This window comes from Pseudarthrobacter oxydans, from assembly GCF_013314975.1.
Lineage (GTDB): Bacteria > Actinomycetota > Actinomycetes > Actinomycetales > Micrococcaceae > Arthrobacter > Arthrobacter oxydans.
The window spans coordinates 1-14,749 of the sequence record NZ_JABTYH010000053.1; the positions used below are offsets into that span (position 1 = coordinate 1).

General features: G+C 64.0%; 16 protein-coding genes and 1 riboswitch. Of the genes, 6 read left to right on the forward strand and 10 right to left on the reverse strand.

Going from position 1 to position 14,749, the window contains the following annotated elements; translation table 11 throughout:
- Positions 1-409: 409 nt before the first annotated feature.
- On the forward strand, positions 410-724 hold the full coding sequence (locus tag HTS88_RS21185; RefSeq protein ID WP_174182048.1) for a hypothetical protein: 315 nt from the start codon (positions 410-412) through the stop codon (positions 722-724).
- A 14-nt stretch (positions 725-738) separates the two neighbouring features.
- A complete protein-coding gene (locus HTS88_RS21190; protein ID WP_174182050.1) occupies positions 739-1,269 on the forward strand; it encodes a DinB family protein in 531 nt (176 codons plus the stop codon).
- 194 nt (positions 1,270-1,463) lie between these two features.
- Here the strand turns inward: HTS88_RS21190 and HTS88_RS21195 are convergent, their stop codons facing one another.
- The 5 genes from HTS88_RS21195 to HTS88_RS21215 form a co-directional block, all read right to left on the reverse strand.
- The gene (locus HTS88_RS21195; RefSeq protein ID WP_174182052.1) at positions 1,464-2,828 is read right to left on the reverse strand and encodes an FAD-dependent oxidoreductase; all 1,365 of its coding nucleotides are present in this window, start codon (positions 2,826-2,828) and stop codon (positions 1,464-1,466) included.
- Between the two features lie 88 nt (positions 2,829-2,916).
- Entirely contained in the window at positions 2,917-3,582 is a 666-nt protein-coding gene (merB, locus tag HTS88_RS21200) for an organomercurial lyase MerB (protein ID WP_174182055.1), read from the reverse strand.
- 44 nt (positions 3,583-3,626) lie between these two features.
- Positions 3,627-5,069 (reverse strand): mercury(II) reductase, encoded by a 1,443-nt coding sequence (gene merA, locus HTS88_RS21205; RefSeq protein WP_174182057.1) that lies wholly within the window; start codon positions 5,067-5,069, stop codon positions 3,627-3,629.
- 119 nt (positions 5,070-5,188) lie between these two features.
- Positions 5,189-5,737: a TlpA family protein disulfide reductase gene (locus HTS88_RS21210; protein ID WP_174182059.1), complete on the reverse strand. Its 549-nt coding sequence runs from the start codon at positions 5,735-5,737 to the stop codon at positions 5,189-5,191.
- Positions 5,734-6,699, reverse strand: a complete 966-nt coding sequence (locus tag HTS88_RS21215; RefSeq protein ID WP_174182061.1) for a cytochrome c biogenesis CcdA family protein — start codon at positions 6,697-6,699, stop codon at positions 5,734-5,736. The genes HTS88_RS21210 and HTS88_RS21215 overlap by 4 nt, the downstream gene beginning before the upstream one ends.
- Before the next feature lie 600 nt (positions 6,700-7,299).
- Between HTS88_RS21215 and HTS88_RS21220 the strand changes: the two genes are divergently transcribed.
- Positions 7,300-7,689 (forward strand): heavy metal-responsive transcriptional regulator, encoded by a 390-nt coding sequence (locus HTS88_RS21220; RefSeq protein WP_174182063.1) that lies wholly within the window; start codon positions 7,300-7,302, stop codon positions 7,687-7,689.
- A gap of 24 nt (positions 7,690-7,713) precedes the next feature.
- Here HTS88_RS21220 and HTS88_RS22055 read toward each other — a convergent pair whose 3' ends face one another.
- The 4 genes from HTS88_RS22055 to HTS88_RS21240 form a co-directional block, all read right to left on the reverse strand.
- Entirely contained in the window at positions 7,714-8,229 is a 516-nt protein-coding gene (locus tag HTS88_RS22055) for a TlpA family protein disulfide reductase (RefSeq protein ID WP_343045046.1), read from the reverse strand.
- A 56-nt stretch (positions 8,230-8,285) separates the two neighbouring features.
- Positions 8,286-8,594, reverse strand: a complete 309-nt coding sequence (locus tag HTS88_RS21230; protein WP_174182065.1) for a hypothetical protein — start codon at positions 8,592-8,594, stop codon at positions 8,286-8,288.
- A 167-nt stretch (positions 8,595-8,761) separates the two neighbouring features.
- Positions 8,762-9,391 (reverse strand): DUF305 domain-containing protein, encoded by a 630-nt coding sequence (locus tag HTS88_RS21235; RefSeq protein ID WP_174182067.1) that lies wholly within the window; start codon positions 9,389-9,391, stop codon positions 8,762-8,764.
- Positions 9,391-9,975 (reverse strand): thioredoxin-like domain-containing protein, encoded by a 585-nt coding sequence (locus tag HTS88_RS21240; protein ID WP_343045047.1) that lies wholly within the window; start codon positions 9,973-9,975, stop codon positions 9,391-9,393. Before HTS88_RS21240 ends, HTS88_RS21235 begins: the two co-directional genes overlap by 1 nt.
- 277 nt (positions 9,976-10,252) lie before the next feature.
- A riboswitch (cyclic di-AMP (ydaO/yuaA leader) is annotated at positions 10,253-10,427 on the forward strand.
- A gap of 3 nt (positions 10,428-10,430) precedes the next feature.
- Here HTS88_RS21240 and HTS88_RS22470 point away from each other — a divergent pair.
- The 3 genes from HTS88_RS22470 (at position 10,431) to HTS88_RS21255 (ending at position 13,958) form a co-directional block, all read left to right on the forward strand.
- Entirely contained in the window at positions 10,431-11,318 is an 888-nt protein-coding gene (locus tag HTS88_RS22470) for a M23 family metallopeptidase (protein WP_259460361.1), read from the forward strand.
- 88 nt (positions 11,319-11,406) lie between these two features.
- Positions 11,407-13,353, forward strand: a complete 1,947-nt coding sequence (locus tag HTS88_RS21250; RefSeq protein WP_343045048.1) for a bifunctional copper resistance protein CopD/cytochrome c oxidase assembly protein — start codon at positions 11,407-11,409, stop codon at positions 13,351-13,353.
- Positions 13,354-13,646: 293 nt separating this feature from the next.
- Positions 13,647-13,958 carry a thioredoxin family protein gene (locus tag HTS88_RS21255; RefSeq protein ID WP_174182071.1) on the forward strand — a complete coding sequence of 104 codons (312 nt, stop codon included), beginning with the start codon at positions 13,647-13,649 and terminating at the stop codon, positions 13,956-13,958.
- A gap of 179 nt (positions 13,959-14,137) precedes the next feature.
- Here HTS88_RS21255 and HTS88_RS21260 read toward each other — a convergent pair whose 3' ends face one another.
- Positions 14,138-14,476 (reverse strand): YnfA family protein, encoded by a 339-nt coding sequence (locus tag HTS88_RS21260; RefSeq protein WP_174182073.1) that lies wholly within the window; start codon positions 14,474-14,476, stop codon positions 14,138-14,140.
- Between the last annotated feature and the right edge of the window lie 273 nt (positions 14,477-14,749).

Consider the following 14,749-nt stretch of genomic DNA (forward strand, 5'->3'; position numbering starts at 1 on the left):
AAAGCTGACACACGGTTCCTTGCCTGGTCCTCCGAGCAACCGGAATTGATCTACGTTTGACCGAGAAGTCCGGTCCGCCCGTCCACAGCCGGGGACAATTCTCCTAGGTTATCCACCGCTACTGCTGTCAGGGAGCTACCCCAATGGCTCCCAATTCCAGCCGTGGATAACCTGAATTGACCCCAGCCATGGACGGACTAAAGTCGCAACCAGTTCCGGCCGCGTGATCAGCAAGCACGGGTTCGCCCAGCTGCGGCAAGTTGACGGAATATCCATTATCGGCTTACTGAAACTGGCGGGGGAGCGCCCCGCGAAAGGGGTTGGCTCTGGCATCTGGGGGTTGGCAACGTGGAGCAACAACTCCCCGTCGGGGGCGTGCCCAGCATCCACCTGCTGAAATACTGGGCTCATGGACTACGAGCTGCGGATTATCGCCGAATGCCCGAACAGTGCACCGGCCCTGGACCTGTTCCGCCAAGCCTTGGCAGCGGAGAACTTCGATGAAGGCGTCCGCGTTGTTCAACTGGACAGTGATGAACAAGCCGAGGCGCTGCACTTCCGCGGCTCGCCGTCCTTCATCGCTGACGGCCATGACCTGTTTCCCTCAACAGCGTCACCGGCCCTTACATGCCGGGTCTACCTACGCGCTGACGGCTACGCCGGGTTGCCGTCGCAGGAGGACGTCCAGGCCGCCCTGCGCTCTGCAACCAGCAACCTGTTGTAAATCGGGGGTGCTACGTGGGGCCAACTGAAGAAGACATCCTGGCCGAATACAGTCGGGCACGCTCTGACCTGGACGCCTGGCTAAACAGCGCGACGGCGGAGGACCTTTCCCGGCGGAGCAGCGGGACGAGATGGACCAATGAAGAACTGCTTTTCCACATGGTTTTCGGCTACATGGTCGTCCGTGCCCTGCTCCCACTGGTCCACATAATCAGCCGACTGCCCGCACCCGTCGGTAAGGCCTTCGCCGCACTCCTGAACGCAGGTACCCGCCCGTTCGACGTCGTCAACTACTGGGGTTCCCGCGGCGCGGCCCTCGTCTACAACAGGCGACGGATGGCCCGGAAACTCGAAAAGACCATCAGCGGCATCACTCACAGGCTCGAGCGTGAGAATGCTATGTCGCTGTCACGGGCTATGCCCTTCCCGGACCGGTGGGATCCGTTCTTTAAGCCGTCGATGACACTTAACGACGTCTACGCGTACCCCACACAGCATTTTGACTTCCACGCGCGACAGTTGAGTCTCAGCCGACCACCCCGGTAGATTGCGACTGCTGTAGTCAGTTTGCAAGTCATCCGCACGAGCAGTTGGCAAAACTGTGCTGCGGGGCGCGAACATGACGATGGCCACCCCCGCAAGCAGATCACCGAACCCCTGGCGTCCCAGGAACGGCTTGCATCCGGCGAGTACGGCGGAGCTCTTGTCCCTGCCGAAACATGCAGGAACGGAGGGGGAAGTCAGAGGTCCAGTTTTTCCAGTGCCGCGTGGTAGGCCTCGTGGTAGGTGGGGAATTGTGCGACCTGGTCCAGGAGTGTGTCGATGGGTATTTGCGCCCGGATGGCCAGGGAGGCGTGGTGTATCCATTCCCCGGCCATTGGCCCGACTGCCCAGGCGCCGATGAGGATTTTCCGGTCGGCGTCGGCCAGCAGGCCCAGGTGTCCGCGGGGATCTTTTTCGTAGGTCCAGGGTCGGGCGATGGCTTTGGTCAGGTCGAGTTCGGACGCGGCTACCCGGATCCCGCGTTGTTGTGCCTGGTGGGCGGTCAGTCCGGCGGTGGCGATTTCGGGGTCGGCGAACACTACGCGCGGTATGCCGTCATAGGTGGCGGGGCGGGGCCTGCCGAGAATGGCGTCGGCGGCGATCCTGCCTTGGTATTTGGCTACGTGGGTGAAGGGCATGATGCCTGTGACGTCCCCGATGGCCCAGGTGTTCTCTGCGGCGCGGCAGTGCTCGTCGACCAGTACTTCACCGTGGTCCCCGAGTTTAATCCCGGAATGTTCCAGGCCGAGGTCTTTGGTGCGCGGTGTTCGGCCGGTGCCGAAGATGACGACGTCGGCTGCGACTTCCCCGCCGTTTTCGCCGCCTGCTTGGCGGAGTTCGATGATGCTGTCGGTGCCCTCGCGTCTGGCGCGGGCAGCGGAGGCGCCGAGGCGGACGTCGACGCCGGTTTCCTGAAGGTATTTGTGGGCCAGTTCGCCGACGCGTGGATCTTCGCGGTCGATCAGCCGCTGTCCGCGGTGGACCAGGGTGACTTTGACGCCGAAGCGTGCCAGGAACGTCGCTGTTTCAACCCCGACCGCGCTGCCGCCGATGATCACTGCCCGTTCGGGCAGGGTTGCGGCGGTGTAGGTCTCCCGGTTGGTCCATGCGGTGATCTGTTCGATGCCCTCCAGGGGAGGTATTACCGAGTCTGACCCTGTGGCGATGATGAGGTGTTCAGCGGTGATGTCGCGGTCTCCCGCGCGGATCCGGCCCGGCCCGGTGAGCCGTGCCTCTTCCTTGATTATCTCGGCGCCCTGCTTCGCGTAACCGTTCACTTGGGCTTTGTCGTCCAGGTTCCGGATCATGTAGTCCCGGTATTTGGCCGTTTCGTCCCAGTCCAGTTCGGCACCGCTGACTCCGGCGGCTTTTTCTACCTCCATGCGTGCTTCCGGCGGCCGCAGGACCGTTTTGGACGGGATGCAGGCCCAGTAGGCGCATTCCCCGCCGATTAGTTCCCGCTCGAAGATGACTACTTTCTTCCCTGCTTTCAGAAGGCGGTCCGCGGCGACCTCCCCGCCGGGTCCCATACCAAGCACGGCAACTTCGAATTGTTCGTTCACGCTGATCTCCTTCAGATTGGTTTGATCTTTCGGGTTCTGCTCGTCAAACGTCTTTTCGGCATCACCGTGGGGCCGGAGGGTCCTGGTGTCAGCAGCTGCAGCTGTTGACCCGGGTTCCCGGTTTTCCGGTTTCCTGCGCGTTGGTCTGGGAGAGCATTTTTCCGGCCATGTCAGAAGCGAGCCGGTACGCGTCCGCGACGGGGATCACGGTGCCCTCGGGGTGGTTTTTAAGCCATGGTTCGGCCTCTTCGGGTGAGGCGAAGAAGTGGACCTGGTTGCAGAAGGATGAGCGGACGGAAGTGATGTCTTCCGGGTTGATCAGGGACACCACCGCGGTGGCCGGCTCAACACTGGTGACGCCGGAGCTGCCGGCGCGCAGGCGCACGGGGGTGCTGGCGGAGTCGTAGGCGGATTCGATTCGTGCGGAGGCGTCCAGAAGGGTGGGGAAGATCAGGGTGTCCAGTGCACACCAGGTGTAGAGCTGTTCGCCGTCCACTTCGAAGCGGTGCCGGGTGGGGCGCTGGGTCAGTCCCATGCCGACGATCCGGCCTGATCCGTCGTACTCGGCGTCGGGCATGGCCGCAAGCGCGTCGCGGACTTCTTTGACGGGACGGCCCGTGGCGGCGGCAAGGTCCGCTGCGTCCACCGGGTCGCCGAGGGCGAGGAGTTTCAGCAGGGGCAGCCACAGCCAGGGCTGCATGCCGGTTTCGGAGGAGGCGAGGCGGTCAGTGACCTGGCTGACGTTGTTCGTCATCGTTGTTTCCTTCAGGTGGGGATTGGGCTGGGAGCTGGCGCGGGTCAGGAGGCGCAGCAGGAGAGTTTGGAGACGTCGGTGGTGAAGGACTGTGCGGCGATTTTGATGCCTTCGGCCATGGTCAGGTAGGGGGACCAGAGGTTCGCGACCTGGTCCACGGTCATTCCTGCCTCGAGGATGTAGACGCCGGCGGCGGCGAGGTCCCCGGCTTCCTTGCCGACCGCGGTGATCCCGACGATGCGGCCGGTGCTGTTGTCGGCGACGATTTTGATGAAGCCGCGGGTGTCCCGGTTTACCAGTGCCCTTGGTACGTATTCCAGGGGCAGGACCCGGCATTCACACCGGATGCCCGCCTCGTTGGCTTCCTTGTCGGTCATGCCGACCGCGGCCAGCGTCGGGCTGGTGAACGTTACGCGGGGCAGGTGCCGGTAGTCGACCTGACGGTCGGCGTTGTTGAAGGCGTTTTCCACCATCAGGGTTCCGTGAGCGGACGCGACGTAGACGAATTCCCGGTGCCCGGTGACGTCCCCTGCGGCCCAGATCCTGGGGTTGGAGCTGGCGAGGGTGTTTTCGACCAGGATCTGGCCGGTGTCGCCGGTTTTGACGCCGACGGCGTCCAGGTTCAGTCCGTCGGTGACGGGGCGGCGTCCGGTGGCTACCAGCAGCTTCGCGGCGCGGAATTCCTCCTGGCCCCCGGCGACCGTAGCGGTCGCAATGATTTCTGCGGTGGCCGGATCTGTGCGGACCGATGTCACGGCTGCGCGGCGGACGACACGGATACCCTCGTCGGCGAAGACGCCCATCAGGGCACGGGAGGCTTCCGGTTCCTCGTGCGAGGCAAGCCTGGAGCGGACCAGCAGGGTCACTTTCGATCCGAGGCGGGCAAAGAGCTGCGCCTGTTCCAGGGCCACGTATCCGCCGCCGAAGACGATCAGGGACTCCGGCACCTCGTTCAGTTCCATCGCGGTGGTCGAGGTCAGGTAGTTGACTTCATCCAGTCCCGGCACCGGGGGTGCCCACGGGGTTGAACCGGTCGCGACCAGGTAATGGGCGGCGGTCAGGGACTCGCGTGCGCCGTCAGGTCCGGTGATTTCCAGGACAGGTTCCTCCGGGGTGCCGGCGAACACCGCGGTGCCATGACGCAGGTCCCACCCGTAATCGGCGGCCAGATCAACGTATTTATCCGAGCGCATGGTTTCAACGAGGGAGCGTTTCCCGTCGATCAGCGCGCCCATGTCCACCGGGGCCGCCGTGGTGCTGATCCCGGGGAACCTTCCGGTCGCATCCAATGCGACATGGCGGGCTTCTGCGGCTGCCAGGAGGGCTTTGGAGGGAACACACCCGGTGTTCACGCAGGTCCCGCCTACCGTGGAGCGTTCGATCATCACGACCCGCTTGCCCAGCTTGGTGGCCCGGATGGCGGCGGCGAAGGCGCCGCCGCCGGAACCGATCACGGCTAAATCGAAATCCGGTGCTGCCTCAGGCATTGGTCCTCCATGGAGTCTTGGATGAACACCCGAGGTGTTCTTCTGGTGCGTGCTGTCCCCAGTTTGCACCTTCCCCTGCACGGGAAGGTCAAGAGCGGAAGCGAAGAGTTGGGTGTTTGCTACGGAAGTGTTGTGTCAAGGAATGCCTTCAAGGCATCGGTCTTCATGGGCCGGGCGTCGGCCCGACCCAGGATGTCGCCGTCAGGTGCGATGACGACAGTGCTGTCCAGGGATGTGACCGCGTACTTTTGGGTGAGCTCCCCGGTTTGGTCGACAACGAAGGGGTATCCGGGTGTGTCGGCCAGTTCACGGAACTCGTCCACCTGGGTTTTGGTGTTCTCCGGGGTCACGTCTACGGCGACGAAGTCTGCCTTGTCGGCGTATTGCTGTTCCAGTTCCTTCATCGCTTTTGCCTGCGGAACGCAGGTATAGCACCAGCTGGCCATGAAATACAGCACTGTCGGGCGGCTGGAGGGGACGGTGAGGGCCTTGCCGTCCACGGCTGTTAGCTCGATTCTGTCCACATTTTTTCCGCCCGCCGGCCCGGCGGCTGGAGCGGTTTCGCTCCCGCGGTTCAGTGCTGTGAGGGAAAGGATCAGGATGAGCGCCGCGGCGGCTATGACGGCGGTAATGGTGAAGATGCGCCGGTGGTTTTTGGTCGTTGTCATGGGTTTCCTTGCTGGTTGTTGCGCCCTGGCGCCGGGTCGGGAAGAAGGGGTTCCGGGCTGCAGCACGATTCGGGACTGTCGCTGCTGTCAGCCCGGTCCGTGGTTGCGCTGGTGTGCTGGGCCTTGCTGTTGTTGCGGCGCCGCAGGGACAGGGCAAGGGCGGCGAGGACGGCTGCCACCGCGGTGAGGGCGATGATCGGCCAGTTGCCCGAGATGAAACCGGACAGCACGGTGCTGGCTTCGGTGACCGCCCCGCTCATGATCCCTCCGGCCTGCCCGCCGGAGAGGGCCGGCACCCAGTAGAGCAGCAGGTAGATGCCCGCGAGGATGAGCGCGGCTCCGCCGAGACGGTTGACGAAGGGCAGCAGCTTTCGGACGTGGCGTGCCAGGGCGTCGCGGGCCACCGCTGCACCGAGGGACAGAAGTACCAGCACCACCGAGGAGCCCAGGGCGTACGCGGCGAAGACCGCCAGCAGTCCGGCCAGGCTTCCGGTGGACACGGCCTGGGCGACGACAGCGAGCAGCAGGGCCAGGCTGCAGGAAAGCGCGGCCACCGCGTATGCCACGCCGTAGCCAAAGACGGCCCTGAGGCCCGACCCGGTCCCGTCCGTCTTCAAAATCCGGGGCAGGTTCAACTTCGTCCCGGGAAGCTGCCATCCGAACACCATGCCAAGCCCGGCGGCCACAATGACCGCTCCCATCAGCGCTGCCGCCCACGGCAGCGCCGACGCGACCGACCGCAGACCCACAGCGGCGAGCAGGCCTGCGGTCACAAAGACGGTGGCGAAACCGGCGCTGAGGGCCACACCGGCCCGAAGACCTGCAAGCAGCGGCCGCTTCCGTCCCTCGCCGGGGCCGGAACCAATGAAGTACGCCAGATAGGTTGGCAGCATCGCAAAGCCGCAAGGATTCACCGTGGCCAGCATCCCGGTCAGAAACGCCAGACCCAAAACCCCCGTCATGCCCGTGACCCTGCATCCTTAGCGGCAGAAGCACCGCTCCGGTGGAGCCCGAACCGCTCCTGCTCCGGCGATAAACGGCTTCTTGGCCTCAAACCGGCCGCGGACAGGCTGTCCCCCGGACGGGAGCGGGCGCAGCAATCCGTCTGCGGGCTGGTCCGGCGCTGCGCCTGCAAAAGCAGGAGCCCCGCGGCAAGGGCTGCGGCGGCGACCATCCAGAGGTTGCCAGCCCTTGCGCCGGCTGCAGTGAGTACACCGGCTGCGCCTGTCAGAGCGGGTATCCCGCAGCACACGAGCGCCACCATCACAACACCAAGGGAGGACAGTAGAGCGCCGGTCGCAAGCACCAGGACAGGGCGCTCCCGGCCGTTCGCTTTTATTGACATGATCATCCCTTCCAATGTCCGGTCCCGTGTCAGCCCCGACAGGGGGCCGGACACAAAACCGGACGGCCAGTAGTCCGTTTCAACCCATCATTGACCTTCCACCGCAGGGGAAGGTCAAGCAGAGTCGCAGCGCCTGTCTCGGCACAGGTCCGGCGCGAAACCTTCCAGTACAATGGAATGGTTATGTGCGTTTTCGGAACGAAATTAGGGAACCGAAATGCGAATTGGTGAAGCTGCTGACGCTGTCGGCATGACTACGAAGACGATCAGGTTTTACGAGGACCGGGGGCTGCTCCCGCCGGCTGAACGTTCCGCGAACGGATATCGCGACTACTCGCACGACACTCTCAGCCGCCTCGAATTTATCCGCCGCAGCCAGATCGCCGGGCTTACCCTGGCGCAGATCCAGGGCATTCTGCGGATCCGCGATGACGGCATTACGCCGTGCACCCATGTTCGGGACGTCTTGGGGAAACAGCTGATGGACCTGGACCGGAAAATCGCGGAGCTCACGGCGCTTCGGGTGACCGTGGCCGAACAATATGCCACCGCCGAGGGGGCCGACCCTCAGCGCTGTGATGCTGAACAAATCTGCAGTTACATCTGACCGCCTCTGGGTGAGGCCCTTCGCCTAGCCGGCTCCCGTCGCGGCCAGTGCCGTCCGCAGTTCCGCAGCGTCTGGCTCCACAGCCCGGAAGACCTCCGTGCCGGCGGCGTCCAGGACCACAGCGGTGCTTACCTGGTTTATGCCATAGGCGGTAATGAGCCGTGTATCGGTATCAGAGGCAAAGGCCAGGGATGACGCCCCGTTTCCGGCCAGGAATTCCCGGATTTGGTCGGCCGTTTCGTAGGGCGCGATGTCCACGGCGACATAGTTCACGGCAGCGGGAGAGCTTCGCTGGACCTCGGCGAGCACCCGGGTTCCCGGCCCGCAGGCGCCGCACTCAATGGAGAAGAAAAAGAGCACGCTCGGTTTCGATCCCGGCACCGACACCTGCTCCCCCTGGCTTGTCAGGGCGGTAAACCCGGTGCCCAGCGCCGGGTCCTCCCCCGCCCCGGCTTCCCGCGTAGCCGGGTTGGACGTCAACGATACGAGCAGTGCTGCTGCTGATGCGGCGGCAAGCAGCAGTGCGAGGAGATTCCGCACTGAGGGCCATTTCGGCGGCGCCGGAGCCCCGTCCGTTCGCGCGGCCGGACGGGTCGTCATCGGTTGGTGCGCGCCGTGATTCTGCCCGGGACGGGATCTGGACCTGACCCGGCACCGGGGGCGCAGCAGTCCTCCGTGTCCCCTGAAGCGGCTTTCCGGCGGCGCTGGAGCGCCCGGACCAGGACGCCCGCGGCCAGGAACGCGGCGGCGGCAATGACCCATGGATTTGCCAGAACGGAGCCCGCCGCGCCCAGGGCGCCGGCCGCGATTAGCAGCGGCAGCCCGCAGCACAGCACATGGAGCAGGAAAAAACCGCCGACAGCCCACGCTGTCCGGTTGCTCCGGTCCTTTGTCGTAGTTGGCACGCGGGTTCCTCTCAGCGCTCCGGGATCCTGACAGGGCCGGAGCCGTCGCAAATTGTCAGGCTCTTAGACCCAGTGTTGACCTTCCCCTATAGCGGAAGGTCAATACCGGTAAGGGAAATGCCCTCAAATGGGGGCTGATCCTGGGAGTGCTAAACCGTTCGACCGCCCTATTGGCGGGCGGCGAGAAGCTCCTCCATGTACCCGATCTCGGACAGCTGGGCCGTGGCAATGGAGCGGGCCAGGGAGGTCACGGCTTGATCATCGGTGCGGGCAAGGATTGCTTCTGCCATCTCGACCCCTGCCCCGTGATGCTCAATCATCAGCTCAAGGTAGAGCTTCTCCGCTTCTATGCCGTCGGCCTGACGGAGTCTGGCCAGGTCCTGGGGAGTGGCCATTCCCGGCATCGGAGTGACGCCGGAAGTCCCGTTCGTTTCCGTTCCGCCGTGAGTGCCATGGCTGCCGGCCCAGGCCATCGAGGGTTCGGATCCGGCCTGGGGCAGGCCCCATACCGAGAGCCAGCCGTACATCTGGCCGGACTGCTGCTGCTGGGACCGGGCGATATCGTAGGCCAGCTGGCCTATTTCGGGGTCCTCGGTGCGGTCCCGGACCGTCAAGCTCATGTCCACGGCCTGGAGATGGTGGGTCTGCATATCCCGGGCGAACCCGGCCTCCGGGCTGCCTTCGCCTGGGACTCCGGTCCGCGCAGTCAGGCGTCCAACCGCCCACCCGGCGAGCAAGACCAACACCAGCGCGGCACCGGCAGCGGTAACGCGCCAAAACATAGATTTTGCCGTCATCACTTGCGCCCAGGGGCGTCCAGTCCCCCCGTGCAAGTGGCTCCAGGCTCGGGTGCATCCGGTGACTGCCAGTATTTGGAGACAAAAAGTTCGATCCGCTCGTCCTCTGGCGAGTCAACCCCGACCTGCGCTCCCCAAGCTGTGAGCATGATGGGCGAGCTGGTTCCTTCCAAGGGCGAGAGCACGGCATAGGTGTCAGGAAGTGCGCCCTGCAGTGCTTCGGCCTGCGCAGCGGTGATCCTTGCCGGGTCGTACGTGGCCCAGATGGCCCCGTGCTCGAGTGCGTGGACAGCATTCTCGTCCGGTACCGGCTGGCCGTAGACGCCGCAGTTGAGCCAGACCGGCGAGTGGTCCCCACCAACCGGCGGAGCCTGTTGATAGCTGACCGGGTCCTTGACATGGTTCGCGCTGAGGCCGCTGAAAGTCTGCAGGCCGGTAACCTCAATGTCCCCACGGGCCTGCGGCGCTGGATCGTTCACCAGGGCGAGCAGGACCAGGCCGACCACCACTCCGACCGCTGTAAGGGAACCGATCACGGCGGCGATCCTGCGTCTCGTAGCCCGCCGCGCCTGCTGTGCCTTCACCAATGCCAGTTTGGCAGCGCCGTCTTGACGTGCCTGTTTGGATGACTTGCCGCTCGTCATAAGGAACCTCGTGGAGCGGTGCAAGGGTTATGTTGCATGTCTTCTGTTTCCATTCTGCCTGCCCGGGACGGGCCGTACCGCTGATCCGGGCGCTGGATGTGATGTTCTTCCCTCCAGTGTTGACCTTCCCCCGCGGTGGAAGGTCAATACTGGGGTGGAAATGCCATCAACAGGGTGTTTCCCGGGCGGTGCGCCGAACTCTGCCAGCCGGCCGGCCCATTCAAGTTCACCTGGCAGAGGTGGGGAACCCATCAGTGACGGCCCTTCGGCCGTCTTGGGGTGAAGCCCCCGAACCGCTATGCAGCCATGTCCGGTGCGTGCGGGCAGGGGCCGGGTTATTGTTCCTGACCCGAATCCGACAGCTAACCCCGCAGGCGCCGGCAAAAGGACATCTTGTGAACAACCACACTCCTGCCGGGGACTCCCCTGTGCCCGGTACGCACCCGCCCGCCACTGCAAGGCCCTCCGGTGGGCGGCGCCGCGCCGCGCCCCCACTTCAGGGCAGGCGCCGGGCAGACCCGTCCGCTGACGGGTCATCACGCCACCGCGGACGCAAGGCCGCGCTGGCAGTCATTGCCTCCGGCGTGGCCCTGACAGCGTCACTGGCCTCCGCCCACGCAACCACCCCGCGGGCCACTACCCTCCCCCAAACACAATCAGCAGGAACCACCGCGCCAGCGGAGTATGTGCCCGTGGCTGCCGCCGCCGGAGCGCAGCTGAACTTCGAACGGACCGAGGTGAGCACCAGCCCAGCCCCTGCTGCTCCGCCGCCTCAGGAGACGCATGCCGCCGAAACAGCTTTACCCGACAAGGCAACGGCACCCCCACAGGGTTCCGTAAAGGCGGCTCCAGCTCCCCCGCAGGGTTCCGCAAAGGCGGCTCCAGCGCCCGGAGCCAGGCTCAGCTCTCCGGTACTAAATCCGGTGACCAATTCTCCATTCGGATACAGGACCAATCCCTTGACCGGGTCGGCAGGTGAACTGCACACCGGCCAGGATTTCGCCGCCGGTTGCGGCACGGAAGTCTTCAGCGCCGGCAAGGGCACCGTCATCGAAGCGGGATTCAGCCCCTACGGCGGCGGCAACCGCATTGTCATTGACCATGGGAACGGCCTCCAAACGACCTACAACCACCTCGAAACGATCGGCGTAAAGATAAATCAGGCCGTCGAAACCGGCACTCGGATCGGGATTGCCGGTACAACCGGCAACTCCACCGGCTGCCATCTGCACTTCGAAGTTATTGTCAACGGCCAGACAGTCGATCCCTCGGCCTGGCTGTAGACACCAGCACCAGTGCCCCCAGTTCTGCCTCACACCCCCCAGTGGGTGCCCGGAGAGCGCGGCATCCGGAAATTACGGAAGGAATGAAGTGAGGTTACGGACGGGACCTCCCGGGACCGCGACGGTGGCGGCATGGAGCGCGGGCGTTCTTGCCGCTGCCGTCATGGCTGCCCTGGCCGGTGTGGGCTACTCCGGTTCAGCCCAGGACCGTTTACTGTCGGACCCCGGCGCAGTTGTGCGCTGGGGCCTGCCGCCGGTCCTGGCACTGCATCACCTCGCGTTGGCTGCCGTCGCCGGGACGCTGATTTTCGCCGCTGCTATCCTGCCCCGGCACCATGGTCCCAAGGAGCACCCTTCAATCAAGGTGGCGCTGAGAGTAGTGGCGTGGGCAGCGGGGGTATGGGTGCTGGCCGCGGCGGCGGTGCTCCTGCTGACGTATGCCGATATCGCAGGCCGGCCCCTGAGCGGCGACGCAGAGTTCACGGACCAGCTCTGGCTGTTCGTCACCGACGTCGCGGCCGGCAGGGCCCGGCTGGCCATCCTGGTCATCGCCGTCCTGGTCAGTATGCTGGTCGTCGCCGTGCGCTCAGCCGTTGCGCTCCTGGCTACCGCCGTGCTCGCGCTTTGCAGCATCATCCCGGCCACTGCAGCAATCGGCCATGCTGCAGGCAGCGTTGATCACATCGGCGCCAGCAATGCCCTGGGCCTGCATGTGGTGGCAGGAACCGTATGGGTCGGAGGCATCATTGCCCTTGCCGCCGCCATTCCCGCTCTCACCCGCCCGGGAACGGGCCACACAGCAGCACAAACCGTCCTCCGGCGCTTTTCGGTCCTCGCCGGCCTGACCGTTGCCTTGGTCGTTGTCACGGGGACCATCAGTGCGCTCTACCGTCTGGGCAGTATTGACGGGCTGGTTTCCCCCTACGGCGCGTTGCTCCTGTCCAAGACGGCCGGGACCCTGCTCCTCGGGCTGTTGGGCCTAATTCATCGGCGACGGGTCATACCGGCATTGGCTGTTTCTGGCCGCCTGCCCCGTCTGCTGTGGCAGGTACTTGCGGTCGAACTGCTGATCATGGGCGCTGTCATGGGCCTTGCGGTCGCTCTGGCCCGCAGCCCCTCACCCGTGCCGCTGGAACCAGACCCGGACGCTACTCCAGCCCAGATCCTCACCGGATACCTGCTGCCTCCTGAGCCCGATATCACTGTGTGGTTCACCCAGTGGCGGCCTGACTGGCTGTGGATCACTGCAGCTATCCTCGCAGCGCTCTCCTACGGGCGGGCATACACAAGTGCCCGTCGAGCCAGGATCGCGTGGCCCAAACGCTGCCTGCTTAGCTGGTTCAGTGCCCTGATACTGCTGACCTTTATCACCTCCGGACCTCCCGCCGTATACGGCCCCGTCCTGCTTAGTGTCCATGTCGCCGGAACGATGGGAATGGCCCTGCCGATACCGTGCCTCCTTATGGCTGCACGGCCCTTGAAGCTGGCCCTGAAAGTTCTGCCGGAACGGACTGACGGCAGCGTTGGGCCACGGGAAGGCATTCTGTGGTTTGCACATATGACTGCCAAACCAGGGCCGCTGATTTCCGGACTGACTCTGGGATCGCTGACCGTCCTGTTTTATCTGACACCTGCCCTTGAACTGAGCCTCCGCGAACATCTGGCGCACGAAACCAGCTTGGTACTTTTTCTCACCGCCGGCGTTTTCTTTGTCACTGCGATCCGGTCCGGTAGTGAAAAACCAGGATCCCGGAATTTCAGGAACGCTGCCCTCACCGCAACATCAGCAGCAATTGGAGCGACAGGCCTTCGTTTCCTCAAGCCTGCAGGAATTGAACAGGAATGGTTCGCAGGTCTTGCACGCACATGGGAACCCTCCGCGGCTGCTGACCAACACCGCGCCGGTCTGGTACTGCTCCTCGCCGGCGCGCTCTCAGCAATCCTCATCACCGTCTCCCACAGCAGGACCACCTCCAAGCCGGACCGACCACACGGGAAAACGACGGCTCAGGACCACACAACAGCAGAGGAGTGATTCGAATGCCCACCCGCAGCATTGACCACTCCCGCGGAACCGAGAGGGACCCTGGCCACCGAGGTAAACGCTGAGGGTTCTCGATTCAGCTGGTCTTGAAATCCATCGTTCTAGAAAATGAAAATGCGCGTTGTTGGTTCCGTCACTGCTCTCCGTCACGCATTGATTGCAGGTAGCGTCTGATCCGGAAAGCCCGCCGGTCCCCCATGGATGGGCTTCTTTCCCCCGGCGCTGGATCGATGGAAAATGGTCCAGCCGCGACATAGCCGGTGAGGCGCGGGGACAATGACCGTATGAGGATAGAGCTGCTCCACATCGAGGACTGCCCCAACACGGCAAAAGCACTTGAGCAGGTGGAAGCTGCCCTGGCAGCCATGGGGCATGAAGATGTCTCAGTCCATCTGCGGCACATCAGATCCCCGGCCGATACAGCAGGGACCGGATTTGCCGGTTCGCCTACGATCACAGCAGACGGAGCCGACATCTTCCCCGACGGAGCACCCAGCAACGATCTCGCATGCCGGATTTACCCCACACCCGAAGGTCATGCCGGTGTACCGACGGTCTATCAAGTGATGGAAGCCCTGAGGAATCATGGCCTCTGACACTTACCGCCAATGTTCCTGTTGCGGGCGAACAATGCAACGCGAAAAACTTCATGCCCTCGGCACCGAACCGGCGTATATTTGCCGACGATGCGGGCTCTGGATCGCCTTGCGGCTCCGTACCCCAACCTGAGTCACGCCACTCAACGCCCGTCCTGCTTACAGCGGCAGAGGAAAATTTAACCAGCGTTTCGCGGGGCGAACATGATTACTGCCACTCCGAGCAGGCAGATGACGGATCCCGCCACGTCCCACCGGTCGGGCCTGAACCCGTCAAAGACCATGCCCCAGGCCAACGACCCGGCAACGAACACACCACCGTACGCGGCGAGGATCCTGCCGAAGTGTGGATCAGGCTGCAGCGTCGCGGCAAACCCGTAGATACCGAGGGCTATGACTCCCAGCCCGGCCCACCACCACTCCTTGCCCTCCCTGACGGCCTGCCAGACCAGCCAGGCCCCTCCAATCTCAGCAGCGGCGGCCAAGACGAATAACAGGACAGTTCTTGTAATGGTCACCGTTCCATCATGAATGCTTGGGTACGGACCGGCGGATTGTGCTGAGGTTGCCTGAATTTCCGTGCTGACCACTGTTGACAAAAACACTCGGTGAGCAGGACTTCGGACATTCGTGCACTCACCTTCGGAAAATGACAGCGGACTACGTTAGTCCGGGAACCCCGTTGATTCTTGGAACTATGTACCGAAACTGGGTGCGTTGGCACCGATAGTCATTGATAGTTGCGAGACGAGGAGCACGATCGTCATACTCCCTGACTGCGCCCAGTTGGG